This is a genomic window from Nocardia sp. IBHARD005, assembly GCF_052814245.1.
Window position 1 is genome coordinate 2,387,568 of record NZ_CP199935.1, and the last position, 16,176, is coordinate 2,403,743.

Consider the following 16,176-nt stretch of genomic DNA (forward strand, 5'->3'; position numbering starts at 1 on the left):
GGAGTAGGAGATGCCACCACCGGGACGCCCGAGGTTGTCTCGGGCGCGGCTCCGTCGAGCAGTGCGACGTTGGAGGCGACGCCGACCGCGGACGCGGCTGCACCGATGCCTGAGGTACGGGCCCGGCCAGCGGTCGGTGCTTCGGTCGCGCCGTGGTGTGTATCGGCAGCGGCCGGAACCAGCGGGGCCACGGTGGCAGCGGGCTGCTCGGCACACGGATCGGCAGCGGCGTAGCCGGTCCGGGTGCCGGTGAGGCTCATCGGGTCACCACCATGCGGACCGGGGTGGGGTCGAAACCGTTGCAGGGGTTGTTGATCTGGGGGCAGTTGGAGACGAGGACCAGGGTGTCGACCTCGGCGTGGAGCGTGAGTTTCTTGCCGCGGGCGGAGAGGCCGTCGACGATGCCGAGGGTGCCGTCGGATTCGACGGGGACGTTCATGAACCAGTTGATGTTGGAGACCAGGTCGCGTTTGCCAAGGCCCCATTCGAGTGCGGCGGTGAGGAAGTTCTCCACGCAGGCGTGCTGGTGGCGGGTGTGCCGGCCGTAGCGCAGGGTGTTGGACTCCTGGGAGCAGGCGCCCGCGATGGTGTCGTGATTACCGACCTCGTCGGCGACGACCGTCATCAAGGGGGTGCCGCGTTCGGTGCGCAGGACGCTGCCGGTGGTGAGGAAGATATTGCGCTGCGCGGCGATGGTGGCCTGGGCGCTGTAGCGGTCGGTGCGGTCGGCGGCGGAGTAGAGCAGGCAGTCGACGGCCTGGTTGCCGTGCAGGTCGATGATGTCGAGGTGGTCGCCCGCGCGAATGACGGCCGACCACGGTGCTCGGGCGGGGACGGTTTCGTCGAGAACGACGGTGCGGGTGGCGGTCATGCCGGAACCTCCGAGTTCAGTGCGGCCGTCCAAGCGGATTCGGTGTTGTCCACGGCCCGTTGGTATTCGGGGTCGTCGTTGGTGGCGCGATCGGTGGGGGCGGACCACGCGAGGAGGTCGAGGTCACCGGTGGGGCGGTCGTCGAGGGGGTGAGGGGCGTTGGCGACCAGGATGGTCACCGGTAGGTGGACGATCAGGTCGAGGGTGGCGCCGGCGGGACCGTTGCCGGTCGACTCGATCGCGCCGTCCGCGGCGACTCGGGCACCTCGGAACAGTGCGATCGATGGGCCGATATCGCGGGGCTCGAGGCCCTGTTTCGCTCCGGCCAGGTGGAGCTGGTGGCGGCCTTCGGTGGTGGGGCCGCACAGCGTGTCGTGGTGACCGGCGGAGTCTGCGAGCACGGTGGCCAGCACTCTGCCCTGGTCGGAGAGCAGCGGGTGGCCCGCGCTCAGGTAGGCCTGCCATGGCACCTTTACTGTGTCGGCGACATTCAGGCGCTCCCAGGGCGATTCGGCGCGCAGCAGGAACAGGTGGGCGCAGGTGGTCCCGGACGGGTCGGCGAACCGGATCCGGGTGCCGCGGCCGAGCACGACATTCGCGTAGCCGCCAGGGGGAATGCGCTGTGCGACAGCGACCGCGGCGGGATCGACACCGTTCGGCGTCTCAGGGCGGGCCGTCGTGGCGGCGGCCGCTTGGGCTCGCGCGTGGGCGCGGGCGCCCTCGGTGGACTGGGTACTCGTCATCGGTTACTCCTCGGCGAGCGGGTTGACGAACTGGGACGACGGGCGAGCTCGTGGTGCGAGCTGGGCGGAGTCGCGGCGGATGCGTACTCGGCGCACCCGTCGCGAATCTGGATCAAGCTGTCGCGGTGGCGATTTCGGCCGCAGGCTCGGCGTCTTCCGGGGTCGCTACTACGAAGCGGTAGACGACCCCGCCGACGGTGAGGATGACCGCCACCGACAGGGGGCCTGCCCAGAGTTGCCACCAGCTGCCGCCTGCGGGGGTATAGACCTCGGGGCGGGGCCAGGCCAGGTTGATGACCATGGCGATGCCCCAGACGACGGCGAGTGCGTTGATCGGGATCCCCAAGCGGCCCAGGTGGAACAGGGTTTTGTCGTCGGGGGCGGGCAGGCCCTTGATGCGGCGCAGCAGCAAGGGCACGGTGACCAGCAGGTACGCCAGATACAAGCTGACGATGCAGACGCTGGCCAGGGTGGCGAAGATCGCGGGGTTGCCCAGGTTCAGGACCAGGAGACCGATGCCGAGGGCGCCGATCACGACGGCGGGCCATACCGGGGTGCCGAACCGGGGGTGCACGGTGGACAGGGCCTTCGCGAAGGGGAGTTTGCCGTCGCGGGCCATCGAGAACATCAGGCGCGAGCCCGCGGTCTGGATCGCGAGGGTGCACACGATCACCGCGACCGCGACGCAGCTGAGCAGCACCGAGCCGGCGGGGCTGTTCAGCTTCGAGGTGATCACGTAAGCCAGTCCACCGGCGGACAATTCGCCGTCGGACAGGCTCGGTGCCGCCATCAGCGCGCCGAGCAGCATGAGCCCACCGCCAAGCGCCGATACCGCGAGGGCGAGCAGGATGGTGCGCGGAGCGACCTTGCGCGGATTCTTGGTCTCCTCGGAAAGCTCACCGGCGGAATCGAATCCGACCATCACGTACGCGGCCATCAGACCCGAGACCAGGAACGCCGCCCAGTACGGGCCGGGGGAGGCCTGGTCGGTCTGGAACACCACATCGGGGCCGCGCTCGGTGCTGGCGAAGAACAGCGCGATGATCGCCAGCACGCCGACGATCTCGACGGTGACACCGATCGAATTGATCTTCGACATCAGATCGATGCCGATCACATTGATCGTGGTGGTGACAACGAGCAGCGCGCTGCCGAGCAGCACGGCGTTCATCGCGCCGTCGCGGGAGGTGAGCGCGGTGTCGGTGCCGATGAGCTGGAATCCGCTCCAGATCGATGGCAGTACCACCTGGAGTGCGATGGCGGCCGCGGCGGCGGTGGCGACCTGGGCGATCACCATCATCCACCCGGCGAACCAGCCGATCAGCCCGCCCGCCAGGCGACGTGACCACTGATAGATACAGCCGGAGATCGGGTACCGGGCGGCGAGCTCGGCGAAGTTCAGCGCGACCAGGAACTGGCCGGCGAACACGAGTGGCCATGTCCAGAAGAAGGCAGCGCCGCCGAACGAATAGCCGAAGCCGAAGAACTGGAAGATCGTGGTGAGGATGGAGACGAACGAGAAACCTGCCGCGAAGGACGCGTAACGCCCCAGTTTGCGATGCAGGACCGGTTGATATCCGAAGGCTGCCAGATCGGCGCTGTCGCGGCCGAGTTCGGTTGGGGCGGCGGGGGATTCGAGGGTCGTGGCCATGTCGGTGTCCTTCAGCGGTTCGGCCAATATCTATCAGTCGATAGTTTTGCGCGCGTGATCGCACGAACGGTGTCGTGCGTGTATCGACTGCGCGGCCCGCGGTAACTTCTGCGTTGCCCGAGTTTCTATCAAGTGACAGAAATTCGACGGTCCGGCATTTTCGCTGGTGAGCTGCCCGCTGCGGTGCGGGTAGTAGGCCGATGACAGAATCTCCGGTGTGGCGAATCTGGGTCCCGGGCGTCCCCGGCTGGAACAGCGGCGCAGGCAGGGAACTACGCCGCGCGCGGAGATCCTCGACGCGGCGGCGGAGCTGTTCACCACCAAGGGGTATGCCAACACCTCGACGCGGGCGGTGGCCGACGCGGTCGGCATCCGCCAGGCTTCGCTCTATCACCACTTCGCCGCCAAGGACGACATCCTCGACGCGCTGCTGGCCGAAACAGTGGCGGGACCGGTCGAATTGGCGCAGCGGATGATGATCGAACCGGACGACGCGGTGACCCAGCTGTACGCGCTGGCACTGTTCGATGTACGCCAATTGCGCACGGCGCGCTGGAATCTGGGAGCGCTGTACCTGCTGCCGGAGTTGCGCACCGAGCGTTTCGTCGCGTTCCGGCGGCGCCGTGACGAACTGCGCGGGCATTACGAGCGCCTGGCCGCCGCGTCATCGGAAGCCGCGGGGGAATCCGATGACGCGCGCATCCTGCCGTTCCGGCTGGTGGAGACGGTGATCGCGATCAGATACGACGAAGATGCCGCGGGCATCGACACCGAGCGCGTGATCCCCGACGGGGTGGTACGGATCGTCGGACATCGCGGCGACGTCGGCGCGGTGCGGGCCGCGGCCGACGCGCTACTCGGCCGGCTCGGCGAGATCGGCGGCAGCCCGCCCGCGTGATCAGCGGGCGGTCGGCGGGGCGATCTGCCAGTGCTGGTTGAGCGCGCCCGCGATCTCGGGCAGCACGGTGATCGGGATTCGCTTGGCGCGCAATATCTCCCGGATCTCGCTCACCTGCTCGCGTTTGCGCATGTCGTAGGCGCCGGTGACGGGCCGGATCACCGGTGGGATCGACAGCAGCACGAGCTCGTCGGCCGACTCGCCGTTGAGGTCGAGCGCCAGTGCCCAGCGCGCGTGCTCGTCGAGGGTGAAGCGGCCCGCCACGACGCGGTCCCACGGCACGGTCGACGAGCGGAACGGGGTCCGCGCGTAGATCGCGTGCTCGTGCAGTTCGATGACATCACGGACGAACAGCGCCACACCTACCGCGAACCCGCCGACCGCACCGACCAGCAATCCGGTGATCACCCGGTTCACCCCGAACATCGCCAGGAACAACCCGACGACGCCCGTGGTGACCAGGACGCCGATCAAGCAATAGAACAGGCTCCGCCTGGCGGACACCACACCGGCACGCACGACCGACATGCGGACCTCCCTCTCCGTGATTCGTGGCCAACCCTAGCGGCCCCGCTCTCACGAGCCGAGCGACACCGCTGCTTCGGAGGTCTCGACGAGGAAGGTGAAGGTCTCCTGGAAGTACAGCTGCACGGTCTCGGCGTCGTGGCTGAGGTACCCGATCGACAGATCCTGACCGAGTGCCAGCTCGAAGTCGCCGCCGCGGGTGGTGAGCGCGAAACCGCCGGAAATCGCCGGTGCCCAGATGATCTCGCCGTCGATCAGCCGCTCGATGTGGGTCCGGATCGGGTGACCGTGATCGGAGGTCTCGCTGACCTGGGTGTACAGCTCGGCGCTGAGCACCACCGAGTACGGGCCCTGCACGCCCGCCAGGCGAAGGCCGGTGAGCGCGTGCGAGATGGCATCGGGGATGTCGACGACACTGCTCGGGAGGGCGACGGGGGAGTTCGAGGCGGCGTCGCGGATACCGGTGATGCCCGCGGCGGCGTAGCTCTCGAAGATCGCGCGGTCTTCGGCGAAGGCGATTTTCTGCGCGGCGTCCTTGAGGTTGTCGAGGTCGGCGTCGCCCGCTCCGCGCTCGATATCGTCGAGCTCGTCGCGCTGCAGGGTGAACGGCACCCGCAACTCGATTACCGGCTGGATCACGCGCTGACGGGCCTGCACGCCGTCGTCGGGTGAGGCGATCGAGGTGACCCGGCCGAGGTTGCGGGCCGAGAAGTCGAAACCGTGCGGTCCCGACACGTCGACCACCCGGCGGCCCGCGATGTTGCGCTTGAACGTGCGGGTCGCCTCCTCCTCGATCTGCGACCAGGCTCCGCCGGTGATCGGCGCGAGATCGCGATGGAGGTTGTTCATTCAGATACTCCTTTTCATCGTGCCGATAGCGAGCGAGCCGTCCGAGCGACCGGCTGCCGCGTTCGCGCGTTCGACCGGGGTGATTTCCGGCAGGGTCGCCGGCTCGATCGCGGCGCCCGCTGTGTCGGGTGCGTCGGGAAGGTTGTCGTCGAGGAAATCCACGGTGGGAACGAAGAAGAGCGTGCCGGTGACCGCGAAGGAGAAGTCGAGGATACGGTCGTAGGCCGCCTCTTCGGTGCCGAGGAACATCCGCTCCAGCATGCGCTCGGTGACGCTCGGGGTGGCGGCGTAGGCCACGTAGTAGGTGCCGAACTCACCGGTGCCGATGGTGCCGAACGGCATGTTGGCGCGCACGATCTGGCGCTCGGTGCCGTCGGGGTCGGTGATGGTGTTCACCGCGACATGCGAGTCGGCGGGTTTCACATCGTCGGGCAGTTCGTAGTCGGCGAGCTTGGTCCGCCCGATCACCCGCTCCTGTTCCTCGATCGACAGCGCGTTCCACTGGTCGAGCGGGTGGGTGTACTTCTGCACGATCACGTAGCTACCGCCGGTGAACCCGGGGTCCTCGGCGCCGATCAGCGCCGCCGAGGCCGCGCCGGGGCCTACCGGGTTCTCGGTGCCGTCGACGAAGCCGAGCAGGTCGCGCTGTTCGAAATAGCGGAAGCCGACCGTCTCGTCGACGATGGTCGCCGCGCCTTCGAGGCGGGCGCCGATCGCCATGGCGAGTTCGAAGCACGGGCCCTGGGTTTCGCCCTTGATGTGGAAGAACAGGTCGCCCGCGGTGGTCGGTGCGCTGTGGACCGGGCCGTGGTAACCGGGAAACTCGTGCAGCTCAGCCGGTTTCGGACCGGCGAACAGTCGGTCCCAGGCCGTCGAGCCGATCGCGGTGACGCAGGTCAAACCCTCACCGGGAACCCGGAACCCGACCGAACGGCGCAATCCGGAGATGTCTGCCAAGAGGTCGCGGACCGCGGATTCGCCACCGGAGTCGATGGTGGCGACCAGGAAAATCGCAGACGGCGTGAGTGGATCGAGGATCGGCTGTGGCTCACCCATGGCGTCCACAGTACGGCTCCGCACCGACAGGTCCGATCAACACCTCGAGGCATCAGCGCCTTTCAGCGACCGACCTGCTACTTCGCGACGGTGAGCAAAAAGGTGACGTCGTCGACGGCTTTGACGCTGTGGCGGGCGCGCGGCACGACGATCAGGTCGCCCGCCGAGCCCTTCCACTCGTCGGTGCCCGCGATCAGCACCAGCGTTCCGGACAGCACCTGGATGGTGGCATCGCCGGCATTGTCGTGTTCGGCCAGGCTCTGCCCCTCGGCGAGTGCGACGACGGTCTGGCGCAGCGCGTGGGTGTGGCCGCCGACGAGGGTTTGCGAGCTCCGGCCGCTCGTCGAAGTAGCCGCCAGCTTCAACTGCTGGCGGGCCACCGCGGTCAGCGATTTCTTGTCCATGAATCGGGCCTTTCGCAGGCTTCTCGCGGGCAGGTCTTGCGAAGGAGTATGCCCGACGGTGACCACGCGTTCGGGCGTTTTGCTGTGACCGTTAGCCATTTGCCGTGACCGTCGGCCAGGTGGTACTCAGCCGCGGGTGTAGTGGCGAATGCGGTAGCGCAGACCGGTTTTCGAGGTCAGCCACGGCGTGTCGTCCGCATGCCATTCCGGGCCGATGACCGGGGCGAAGGCGTCGCCCGAGACGGTGGTGTCGACCTCGGTGACCAGCAGGGTTGTCGCCATCGGCAGCGCGGCGCGGTAGATCTCGCCGCCACCCGCCACCCAGGTGTCCGACTCGCCGGTCATGGTCAGCGCGTCGGGCACCGACGCGGCGCGTTCGGCACCGTCGCCGGTCCAATCAGTCTGGCGGGTGACCACGATGTTGCGGCGCCCGGACAGCGGACGAAAACTCGCCGGGAGCGAATCCCACGTCCGTCTGCCCATGATCACCGGGTGACCCATGGTGGTGTCGCGGAAATTGGCCATATCCTCGGGCACGCGCCACGGAATGGTGTTGTCGACGCCGATCACCCGGTCGTTCGCCTGCGCCCAGATCAGGCCGATCTGCTTCACACCGCCACCGGCGCCTTGATGCCGGGATGGTGCTGATAGCCCGACAGCTCGATGTCTTCGTAGGCGTAGTCGAACAGGCTCGTCGCCGGACGCAGGTGCAGCGTCGGGAACGGGTAGGGCTCGCGGGTGAGCTGCTCGCGGACCTGGTCGAGGTGATTGTCGTAGATGTGCACGTCGCCGCCGGTCCAGATGAACTCGCCCGGCTCCAGCTCGGTCTGCTGGGCGACCATCAGGGTGAGCAGGGCGTAGCCGGCGATATTGAACGGCACCCCGAGGAACAGGTCGGCGCTGCGCTGATACAGCTGGCAGGACAGTTTGCCGTCGGCGACATAGAACTGGAAGAAGGCGTGGCAGGGGGCAAGCGCCATCTTGTCCAGGTCGGCCACATTCCAGGCCGAGACGATCATCCGGCGCGAATCGGGGTCGGTGCGCAGGGTGTGCAGCACCTGGGCGATCTGGTCGATGTGGGTGCCGTCGGGAGTCGGCCACGAGCGCCACTGCACGCCGTAGACGGGGCCTAGTTCACCCTTGGCGTCGGCCCATTCGTCCCAGATCGTCACGCCGTGTTCGCGCAGCCAGGAGACATTGGAATCGCCGCGCAGGAACCACAGCAGTTCATAGGCGATGGATTTCATGTGGACCCGCTTGGTGGTGATCAGCGGGAAGGACTCACCCAGGTCGTAGCGCAGCTGGTGACCGAAGATGCTGCGGGTTCCGGTGCCGGTCCGATCGGCCTTGGGCGTGCCTTGCTCCAGAACGTGCCGGAGCAGATCCTCGTACTGCGTGTCAGGGGTGGCCACACCTGACGATTCTACGGGGGTCGGCTCGGCGGATCGGCACCTGGCAAGCTCTTCGGCTATGCGCAAGCTCTACGTGATAGGCATCGGTGCCGGAGACCCCGACCAGGTGACGATGCAGGCGGTCAAGGCCATGCGAAAGGCCGAGGCCTTCTTCGTGATCGGCAAGGGCGCCGAGAAGCAGGAACTGGTCGACGTGCGCACCACGATCCTGGCCGAGCACGTGGACACGCCGCACCGGATCATCGAGATCACCGATCCGCCGCGCGAGCGCACTCCCGCGGACTACGCCGGTGTCGTCGTGGACTGGCACGAACGGCGCTCCGAACTCCTCGAAGCCGCGTTCGACCAGGTGAACGGCGTCGGCGCGATCCTCGTGTGGGGCGATCCGGCGCTCTACGACAGCACCCTGCGGATGGTCGAGCACGTGCTGGCGCGGGGTCGCGCCGACTTCGACTACGAGGTGATCCCCGGCGTCACCAGCATCGCCGCGCTGGCCGCCCGGCACCGGATGGTGCTGCACCGGATCGGTGAGCCCGTCCACGTCACGACCGGGCGCAGACTGCGCGAAGAAGGGCTCGGACCCGGGTCGACCGTGGTGATGCTGGACGGTGAATGCTCGTTCACCGAGGTCCCTGGCGACGATATCCACATCTGGTGGGGCGCCTACCTCGGCATGCCCGACGAAATCCTGATCGAAGGCAATCTGCGCGAGGTCGAAAGCCGCATCGTGGCCCGCCGCGCGGAACTCCGCGCGGAAAAAGGCTGGATCATGGATGTCTATCTGCTCCGCGACGGGTCCCGCGCCGACGCACGATGAATAGCTAAACTGGCGACCGTGCCCGAGCTGCCGGAAATAGAGGCGTTGGCGCAGTTCCTTCGGGATCATGCCGTCGGCGCTGTGGTGGGCCGTGTGGACGTGGCGGCCCTGAGCGCGGTGAAGACCTTCGATCCGCCGGTTACCGCGTTGTCCGGCCGGGATGTCACCGGTGCGGGGCGGTGGGGGAAATTCCTCGGAATGGACTGTGGCGGACTGTGGTTGATCACCCATCTGTCGCGCGGTGGGTGGTTGCGCTGGGTCGATGAGCCGAATCCGTTGCCGCCGAAGCCGGGGGGAAAGAGCCCGCTGGCATTGCGCGTGCATTTCTTCACCCCCGAGGGCGCGACACCCTCGATCGACCTGACCGAGGCGGGCACCAAGAAACGGCTGGCGGTATATGTCGTCGAGGATCCGGCGCTGGTGCCGGGCATCGCGCGGCTCGGACCGGACGCACTGGGCGTGCCCGAGGACGAATTCGCCGCGCTGCTGAAAAGTACCTCGCAGCGGATCAAGACCGCGATCGTGGACCAGACCCTGCTCGCCGGAATCGGCAACGCCTATTCCGACGAGATCCTGCACACCGCGCAGATCTCCCCGTTCGCGAACACCAAAACGATGTCGGCGGAAAAGGTTTCGCAGTTGTACACCGCGATGCGCACCGTGCTGCTCGACGCGGTCGATCGTTCGGTCGGCCAGGACGCGGCCAGGTTGAAAGGCGAAAAGCGTTCGGGCATGCGGGTGCACGCCAGAACCGGCCAGCCGTGCCCGGTGTGCGGGGACGCCGTGCGCGAGGTGTCCTACGCGGAGCGGTCGTTCCAGTACTGCGCCACCTGCCAGACCGGCGGCAAGGTGCTCGCCGACCGGCGGATGTCGCGGCTGCTCAAATAGTCTTCTCGCGCCAGGCTTCCAGCAGCCGGAGCCAGAATTCGCTGACGGTGGGGAAGGCGGGCACCGCGTTCCACAACGCGTCCAGCGGCACCTGTCCGACCACCGCGATAGTGGCCGCATGCAGCTGTTCACCCATGTCGGGGCCGACGAAGGTGGCACCGAGAATGCGGTCGGCGGCGGTGTCGATCACGAGCTTCGCACGGCCGTGGAAGTCCTCGCGCGAGAGCGCCGAACCCGCGACGGCGATATCGAGCTCGACCGTGTCCACCGCGTGTCCGGCGGTGCGCGCCTCGTGTTCGGTGAGGCCGACGGAGGCGAGTTCCGGTGCGGTGTAGACGACTTGGGGCACCTGCTGGTGGTCGGCGCTCGCGGTGAACCGAGGGCCGTCGAGTGGCTTGCCCGCCGCGCGGGCGGCGATCACGTCACCGCACACTCTGGCCTGGTACTTGCCCATATGTGTCAGTGCCACCCGGTGATTGACATCGCCGACGGCGTAGAGCCAGTCGCCGGGCACCGCGCGCGCGGTGAGCTGGTCGTCGACCTCCAGGTAACCCGCGGGCAGTCCCACGGCGTCGAGGCCGAGATTCGAGGTGGCGGGGGTTCGGCCGGTGGCGACGACGAGTTCGTCGACCTCGAGTTCGCCGTCGTCGAGCACCAGGGTGACCGGACCGCCGTGGATGTGGCCGACACCGGTGTCTTCGGGATCGCGGCGCGAGACCAGCAAGGGTTCGGTATGGAACCGCACCGTGACTCGTCCGGTGTCGCGCAAGCCCTGCAGGACGAGCTCCGAAGCGAACGGCTCACTGCGTGGCAGCACGCGGTCGCCCCGGACCAGCAGGGTCACCTCCTCGGCGCCGAGCTCGGCCAGCCAGGTCGCTGCCTCGCAGGCGACGACACCGCCACCGATGATGGCGACCCGGCGCGGGACGACGGTCAAGTTGGTAGCGTCGCGGGAGGTCCACGGCAGGGCCTCGCGCACGCCCGGAATGTCGGGGATGGTGGCGGTGGTGCCGGTCGCCAGCACCACCGCGTGCCGGGCGCGCAGGACCTTGACGCCGTCCTCGGTGTCGACCTCGACCAGTCGTTCGCCGATCAGCCGACCCACACCGCGGACGGGCTCGATGGCCGCCGATTTCGCCCATTCCACCTGGGAACTGTCGTCGTGGTCGTGCACGAACGTGTCGCGGCGGGCGAGGATGTCGGCCACCTGCGGGCCGCTGACGCTCACCCCCGGCATCGACTCGCCGAGGCCGAGCACGGCGCCGGGACGTAGCAGTGCCTTGCTGGGGATACACGCCCAGTAGCTGCACTCGCCGCCGAACAGTTCCCGCTCGACGAGGGCGGCGGTGCGGTCGCTGCCCGCGATGGCGTAGGCGGCGGCGTTCTCACCTGCCGGGCCCGCGCCGATGACGATGACGTCGTACTCGACCTCGGTCACTGCAGATAACCCTCGACCTCACGGGGGGAGCGCACCCCGGTGTCATCGGGAGATTCACCGGAGCCGATGCGAGCGCGTCGCTGCCGCAACAGATCCCATGCCTGATCGAGCATCACTTCCAGCTCGGCCAGCTGCTTGCGTTCGGCTACCGGGTCGATCTCGCCCGCGGTGGCCTTGGCTCGCAGGGCATGCTCGTCGTCGACCAGCTCTTTGATCCGCGCCAGAATGTCCTGATCGGTCATGTGCTCACCTCGTCGATAGTCGCCAGGGTTAGTGCCGGTTCCTGGTCCATGCTACGACCGCGATGGGCCGGCAACTCGCGAGCTGCTTCGGCGAGGCAGTCAGCCGCGATGGGCATGGCTCGGGCGAGGTCGGCGCTGTTCAGGGCGGTGTAGCCGATGGCGACGCCGAAGCGGTGTGGTGCGGCGAGGTGGTGGCGGGCCAGGCCGTCGAGGAGCACACCGCGTGCGCGGGCGGTGTCGACGGCGTGGCGTTCGGCGGTGGGGCCGGGCAGTTCGACGACTACGTGCGAGCCCGCGTCGTCACCGATGACGGGTAGGCCGCGGCGGGCGAGTTCGTCGACGACCAGAGCGCGTCGGGGCGGCACGACCCGGCGCAGCCGGCGCAGGTGCCGGGACAGGTCGCCGTGGCGGGCGAATTCGCCGAGGACCCGTTGCCCGGCGGGGCTGGGGGAACTGCCGATCTCGGCGCGATGGGCGAGCACGGCGTCGGTGATGTCGGGGCGGGCGACGAGCCAGCCGACGCCGAGCGTGGTGGCGATGATCTTGCTGGTGGTGCCGAGATGAACGACGACGTCGGGTGCCATCGAAGCCAGCAGCGGCAGCGGGGCTGTGTCGTAACGTAATTCGCCGTCGTAGTCGTCTTCGATGATGAAAGTCGCGGTTCTTCTTGCGAACTCGATGAGCTCGACGCGGCGGGACGCGGGCATCATCGCGCCGAGCGGAAACTGGTGTGCCGGTGTGCAATACACGGCGCGGACACCCGGCGGAATCCGGTCGACACACAAACCGCCTGCATCGACGGGCACCGGGAGCACCTCGATGCCCGCGGCTCGAAACGCGCCGACGGCTCGCAGGTAGCCGGGATCCTCGATGGCGACGGTATCGCCGGGACGGAGCAGTGCGGTGGCGAGCTCACCCACCGCCGCGCTGGTACCGGCGGTGGCCAGCACCACCGATCCGGCCCCGGCGGCCAGTCCGCGATGGCGCAGCAGGTGATCGGCGACTGCCGCCCGGAAATCCGGTTCGCCCGCACGGTTCTTGCGGGCCTCGGGTGCCTGGTCGCCTGCCGCGCGCCAGGCACGGCGCCACGCGGCGGACTCGACCGCTTCGGCGCACGGTGCGCCGGGGCCGAGATCGAGCAGGCCCGCGTCGGGATCGGTGGCGTGGTCCGCGCCGGTGCTCGGCGGTGCGGTGGCCGGTGCGGTGCTCAAGTAGGTGCCGGAGCCGTGCCGGCCGGTCAGCCAGCCTTCCGCGTGCAGCTGGTCGTAGGCGCCTGCCACCACGGCCCTGCTCACTCCGAGGCGCTGGGCAAGGGCGCGCGAGGACGGCAACCGGTCGCCGACGCGCAGTACCCGGTCGGTCGCGGCCGCGCGCAGGGCATCGGCCACCTGCACCGACAGCGGTTCGGGGGCGGTCCGGTCGAGTGGAATCGGAAGGTCGTCGAGCATCGTCCACCTCGAATTGGCCTGTTGAACTTCGGTCGAATTGGATCTGCACACGGTCCACTTCTTCGGCGAAGCTCATCTTATGAGCACGCACGACGTCAACCACAACCCCCTGTCGCCGACCCCACGCACCACCCTGACCCGGGCCAGGGAACGCGGCGCCACCGATCGCGCCGCACTCGACGCCGTGCTCGACGCGGGTCTGGTCTGCCACCTCGGCGTGCTGCTCGGCGGGTCGCCGGTCGCGCTGCCCACCATCTATGGGCGCGTCGGTGACACCATTTACCTGCACGGATCCACCGGAGCCGGCAATTTGCGCGCCGCGATCGACACCGATATCTCCGTCACCGTGACCCACGTGGACGGGCTGGTGTACGCCCGCTCGGCCATGCACTTCTCGATGAACTACCGCTGCGCGGTGATTCGGGGCAGGGCGGTGCTGGTCACCGACGAAGCCGAGCGCGACAACGCCCTGCGGGTGATCGTCGAGCACGCCGCGCCCGGTGCCTGGGATCGGGTGCGACCGCCCAACCGCAAGGAGATGGCGGCGACGATGGTGCTCGCGCTCGACCTCACCGAGGCATCGGTGAAGGTGCGTTCGGGGGGCCCGAACGATGACGAGGGCGACATCGCGACCGGCGGGGTGTGGGCCGGTGTGCTGCCGCTGCACCAGGTGTGGGGCGAGCCGATCCCGGCCGGCAATCTGGAACCGGGTATCGAAGTGCCCGCTGATGTCGCGGGACGGGTGACACCGATCGACGTGCCGGTTCCCTAATGCCCGGCCGCGCTGAGCGTCATCAGGTCCTTGGCCGAGACCTCGGGGAGGTAGGCCTTGGTCAGGGCGATGCCGATGCGGGGCAGGTCCGCCTCGTCGCGGTAGCACAGGTACACCGGCTCGTGGCGCGGCTGGAACTTGGCCTTGAACGAATGCAGTGACCGGAAGCCGTAATACGGTTCGAGCGCGGCGCCGAGCCCTTCGAGCAGTCGGTCGATGGGTTCGGCGCCATCGGTGCTCGCCGTGCGCGCCAGCGGTGCCCCCGACAGCGAAACGATGTCGGCGCCTTCCTCTTTGAACTCCCGGCAGGCCGAGGCGATGAGAAATTCCACGGCGGGGCGGAAGCCGTCGGGGCGCCTGCGCATCACATCCAGCGTCCAGCCGCGGATCTCGTCGCCGTGGCCGTAGACGGGCAGCCAGGAGGTGACGCCGTGCACGCTGCCCTCGGCGTCGATCGCCAGCCCGACCCGCACGGCCGGATCGAGGGCTTCTTCCACCCCGCCGAGCGTGAATCCCATTTCCGGCAGCCCCTTTTCGCCCACCCACTCCTCGGAGATCGCGCGCACCTGCTCGATCACCGCGAACGGCTGATCGGCCAGTTCGGCGAGGTGGAACTCGATGCCCTCCTTGCCCGCCCGGTTGATCGCGGACCGGATGTCCTGCCAGGCTTTGCCTTTGAACTCGAGCTTCGGCAGGTCGACGATGGTGTCCTCGGCGATCTGCACACTGCGCCACCCGAGTTCGCCCGCGCTGTCCGCGACGGCCCGGGTGGTGGAGAACAGGCACGGGATCAGGCCGTCGGCTTCGCAGCGGTCGGTGAAGGTGGCGATGGTGTCGGGCAGAAGTTCTTCCGGACCGATCGGGTCGGTGAGCGCGATGACGATACCCGCGTGGCGTTGGTAGGCGATACAACGTTCACCGTCGGCGGCGAACCAGTATTTGTTCTCCGGCCAGGTGGTCATCCACGACATGGTGCTGCCGCCGTAGCGGGCGAGCAAGGCGCGCACCGCGTCGGCGGGTGCGGTGCCGGTGAGCGCACCACCGGAGATCTTGCGCCGGACCGGCACCCGGAACGCGCCGCGGCCGCCGTAGAGCAGCGCCACCTCGCCCGCCCACAGCAAGGCGGTGCCGACGGTCAGCGCGCCGGTGGTCTCGTAGTCGGTGCCGATGGCCACGCCGAGCAGCACCAGCGTGAGCACCACGTGCAGCAGGCCGTAGACGAGGGTGCCGAACCACGCCCAGCGCCTGCCCTTGCGTAGCTGATCGGCGACCACCGCGATCACCACCACCGTGAGGATCGTGCTCCACAGCGAGCCCCGTTCGTTCTCGGTGGGGCCGAGCAGGCTGTTGGCGGGGAAGAAATACACCGCCACCGAGGCCGTGGCGATCACCAGCAGTCCGGCGAAGGACAGCATCCGCACCTCGCGTCGAGTGCGTGGCCAGAAGCCGTGTTCGGTTCGGCTGAACAGCTTTTCGCCCGCGGGCAGCCACACGGCGATCGCGATGAGATGCATGAGATCGGCGAAGGTCGATTCGAACAGGAAGGTGATCGCCACGTGGGCCATCACCACGGCGCGCACCCGAAGGCGCCATGGCGAACGCAGGGTCGCCGAGACCGCGGCCAACGCCGAGATCGCCGCGGTGGTGAACCCGACATCGCGCACCTCGGAAAGCCGGTCGGCCCAACCGAGATGGGTGTGCGCGAGCAGCCCGACCGTCACCGACGCGCCGAGGACGCCGATCAACTGACCCGACAGGCAGACCAAGGCGGTGCGCACAGTGCCGAGACGCCACTCCGTCCAGCCGACGGCGCCCGCGAAAAGGACTGCCATGCAGACATATTGGAAGGGAGTCAGCCCGAAGAACCAGCCGGACAGCGGCGTCCACCACTTGCCCTCGGTCAGCGCGGGCCAGCCGTAGGCGATATCGGGATACCAGGAACGCTCGTCGAGCCTGCGCCAGAGGCCACCGGTGGCGAGGCCGACAATCGCGACCACGACGAGGAAGCCGAGGGTGAACGGTACCCGGCGGATCACGGTGTGCGTCAGAGCGACGCTGCGCGAAGGAGCCGGGTCGGTGGCAGCCGCGTTGTCGTTCATAGAACCACCCTTTGCTGCGAGTGCGCCGCACCGGCGCGGTGAGGTCTTCTGTGTACCGTATGT

Annotated in this window: 17 protein-coding genes; 4 read left to right on the forward strand and 13 right to left on the reverse strand. The window is 68.3% G+C overall.

Features of this window, described 5'->3' with window-relative positions:
* Nucleotides 1-256 precede the first annotated feature (256 nt).
* The 3 genes from ACTWPB_RS11125 to ACTWPB_RS11135 form a co-directional block, all read right to left on the reverse strand.
* A complete protein-coding gene (locus ACTWPB_RS11125) occupies nucleotides 257-871 on the reverse strand; it encodes an urea amidolyase associated protein UAAP2 (RefSeq protein WP_446225581.1) in 615 nt (204 codons plus the stop codon).
* Entirely contained in the window at nucleotides 868-1,614 is a 747-nt protein-coding gene (locus tag ACTWPB_RS11130; RefSeq protein ID WP_446225582.1) for a DUF1989 domain-containing protein, read from the reverse strand. The genes ACTWPB_RS11125 and ACTWPB_RS11130 overlap by 4 nt, the downstream gene beginning before the upstream one ends.
* Nucleotides 1,615-1,726: 112 nt before the next feature.
* Nucleotides 1,727-3,265: an amino acid permease gene (locus ACTWPB_RS11135; RefSeq protein ID WP_446225583.1), complete on the reverse strand. Its 1,539-nt coding sequence runs from the start codon at nucleotides 3,263-3,265 to the stop codon at nucleotides 1,727-1,729.
* Nucleotides 3,266-3,482: 217 nt separating this feature from the next.
* On the opposite strand from ACTWPB_RS11135, the gene ACTWPB_RS11140 reads away from it, so the two are divergent.
* A complete protein-coding gene (locus ACTWPB_RS11140; RefSeq protein WP_446225584.1) occupies nucleotides 3,483-4,163 on the forward strand; it encodes a TetR/AcrR family transcriptional regulator in 681 nt (226 codons plus the stop codon).
* Here ACTWPB_RS11140 and ACTWPB_RS11145 read toward each other — a convergent pair whose 3' ends face one another.
* The 6 genes from ACTWPB_RS11145 to ACTWPB_RS11170 all read right to left on the reverse strand — a co-directional run bounded on the left by ACTWPB_RS11145 (nucleotide 4,164) and on the right by ACTWPB_RS11170 (nucleotide 8,409).
* Nucleotides 4,164-4,691, reverse strand: a complete 528-nt coding sequence (locus tag ACTWPB_RS11145) for a hypothetical protein (RefSeq protein ID WP_446225585.1) — start codon at nucleotides 4,689-4,691, stop codon at nucleotides 4,164-4,166.
* A gap of 48 nt (nucleotides 4,692-4,739) precedes the next feature.
* Nucleotides 4,740-5,537, reverse strand: coding sequence for a family 1 encapsulin nanocompartment shell protein (locus ACTWPB_RS11150; protein ID WP_446225586.1), 798 nt, complete (start codon nucleotides 5,535-5,537; stop codon nucleotides 4,740-4,742).
* On the reverse strand, nucleotides 5,538-6,593 hold the full coding sequence (locus tag ACTWPB_RS11155) for a Dyp-type peroxidase (RefSeq protein WP_446225587.1): 1,056 nt from the start codon (nucleotides 6,591-6,593) through the stop codon (nucleotides 5,538-5,540).
* Between the two features lie 77 nt (nucleotides 6,594-6,670).
* Nucleotides 6,671-6,997, reverse strand: coding sequence for a cupin domain-containing protein (locus ACTWPB_RS11160; RefSeq protein WP_446226301.1), 327 nt, complete (start codon nucleotides 6,995-6,997; stop codon nucleotides 6,671-6,673).
* Nucleotides 6,998-7,123: 126 nt separating this feature from the next.
* Complete coding sequence (locus ACTWPB_RS11165) at nucleotides 7,124-7,609, reverse strand: dihydrofolate reductase (RefSeq protein ID WP_446225588.1); 486 nt, start codon at nucleotides 7,607-7,609, stop codon at nucleotides 7,124-7,126.
* Nucleotides 7,606-8,409 (reverse strand): thymidylate synthase, encoded by an 804-nt coding sequence (locus ACTWPB_RS11170; protein ID WP_446225589.1) that lies wholly within the window; start codon nucleotides 8,407-8,409, stop codon nucleotides 7,606-7,608. Before ACTWPB_RS11170 ends, ACTWPB_RS11165 begins: the two co-directional genes overlap by 4 nt.
* A gap of 58 nt (nucleotides 8,410-8,467) precedes the next feature.
* Here ACTWPB_RS11170 and cobF point away from each other — a divergent pair, with 58 nt between their 5' ends.
* Both cobF and ACTWPB_RS11180 read left to right on the forward strand, forming a co-directional pair.
* Nucleotides 8,468-9,226 (forward strand): precorrin-6A synthase (deacetylating), encoded by a 759-nt coding sequence (gene cobF, locus ACTWPB_RS11175; protein ID WP_446225590.1) that lies wholly within the window; start codon nucleotides 8,468-8,470, stop codon nucleotides 9,224-9,226.
* Nucleotides 9,227-9,244: 18 nt separating this feature from the next.
* Nucleotides 9,245-10,114, forward strand: a complete 870-nt coding sequence (locus ACTWPB_RS11180) for an Fpg/Nei family DNA glycosylase (protein WP_446225591.1) — start codon at nucleotides 9,245-9,247, stop codon at nucleotides 10,112-10,114.
* Here ACTWPB_RS11180 and ACTWPB_RS11185 read toward each other — a convergent pair.
* From ACTWPB_RS11185 to pdxR, 3 genes are read right to left on the reverse strand one after another with little or no spacing between them, the layout of a single operon-like run.
* Nucleotides 10,107-11,552, reverse strand: a complete 1,446-nt coding sequence (locus ACTWPB_RS11185; protein WP_446225592.1) for a dihydrolipoyl dehydrogenase family protein — start codon at nucleotides 11,550-11,552, stop codon at nucleotides 10,107-10,109. The two genes, ACTWPB_RS11180 and ACTWPB_RS11185, sit on opposite strands and share 8 nt — an antisense overlap.
* On the reverse strand, nucleotides 11,549-11,794 hold the full coding sequence (locus ACTWPB_RS11190) for a DUF2630 family protein (protein ID WP_446225593.1): 246 nt from the start codon (nucleotides 11,792-11,794) through the stop codon (nucleotides 11,549-11,551). The genes ACTWPB_RS11185 and ACTWPB_RS11190 overlap by 4 nt, the downstream gene beginning before the upstream one ends.
* Nucleotides 11,791-13,242, reverse strand: a complete 1,452-nt coding sequence (gene pdxR / locus ACTWPB_RS11195; protein ID WP_446225594.1) for a MocR-like pyridoxine biosynthesis transcription factor PdxR — start codon at nucleotides 13,240-13,242, stop codon at nucleotides 11,791-11,793. Before pdxR ends, ACTWPB_RS11190 begins: the two co-directional genes overlap by 4 nt.
* 79 nt (nucleotides 13,243-13,321) lie before the next feature.
* Here pdxR and ACTWPB_RS11200 point away from each other — a divergent pair, with 79 nt between their 5' ends.
* Nucleotides 13,322-14,014, forward strand: coding sequence for a pyridoxamine 5'-phosphate oxidase family protein (locus tag ACTWPB_RS11200; protein WP_446225595.1), 693 nt, complete (start codon nucleotides 13,322-13,324; stop codon nucleotides 14,012-14,014).
* On the opposite strand, the gene ACTWPB_RS11205 is transcribed toward ACTWPB_RS11200, so the two are convergent.
* Nucleotides 14,011-16,113 (reverse strand): bifunctional lysylphosphatidylglycerol flippase/synthetase MprF, encoded by a 2,103-nt coding sequence (locus tag ACTWPB_RS11205; protein ID WP_446225596.1) that lies wholly within the window; start codon nucleotides 16,111-16,113, stop codon nucleotides 14,011-14,013. The genes ACTWPB_RS11200 and ACTWPB_RS11205 overlap by 4 nt on opposite strands.
* Nucleotides 16,114-16,176 lie beyond the last annotated feature (63 nt).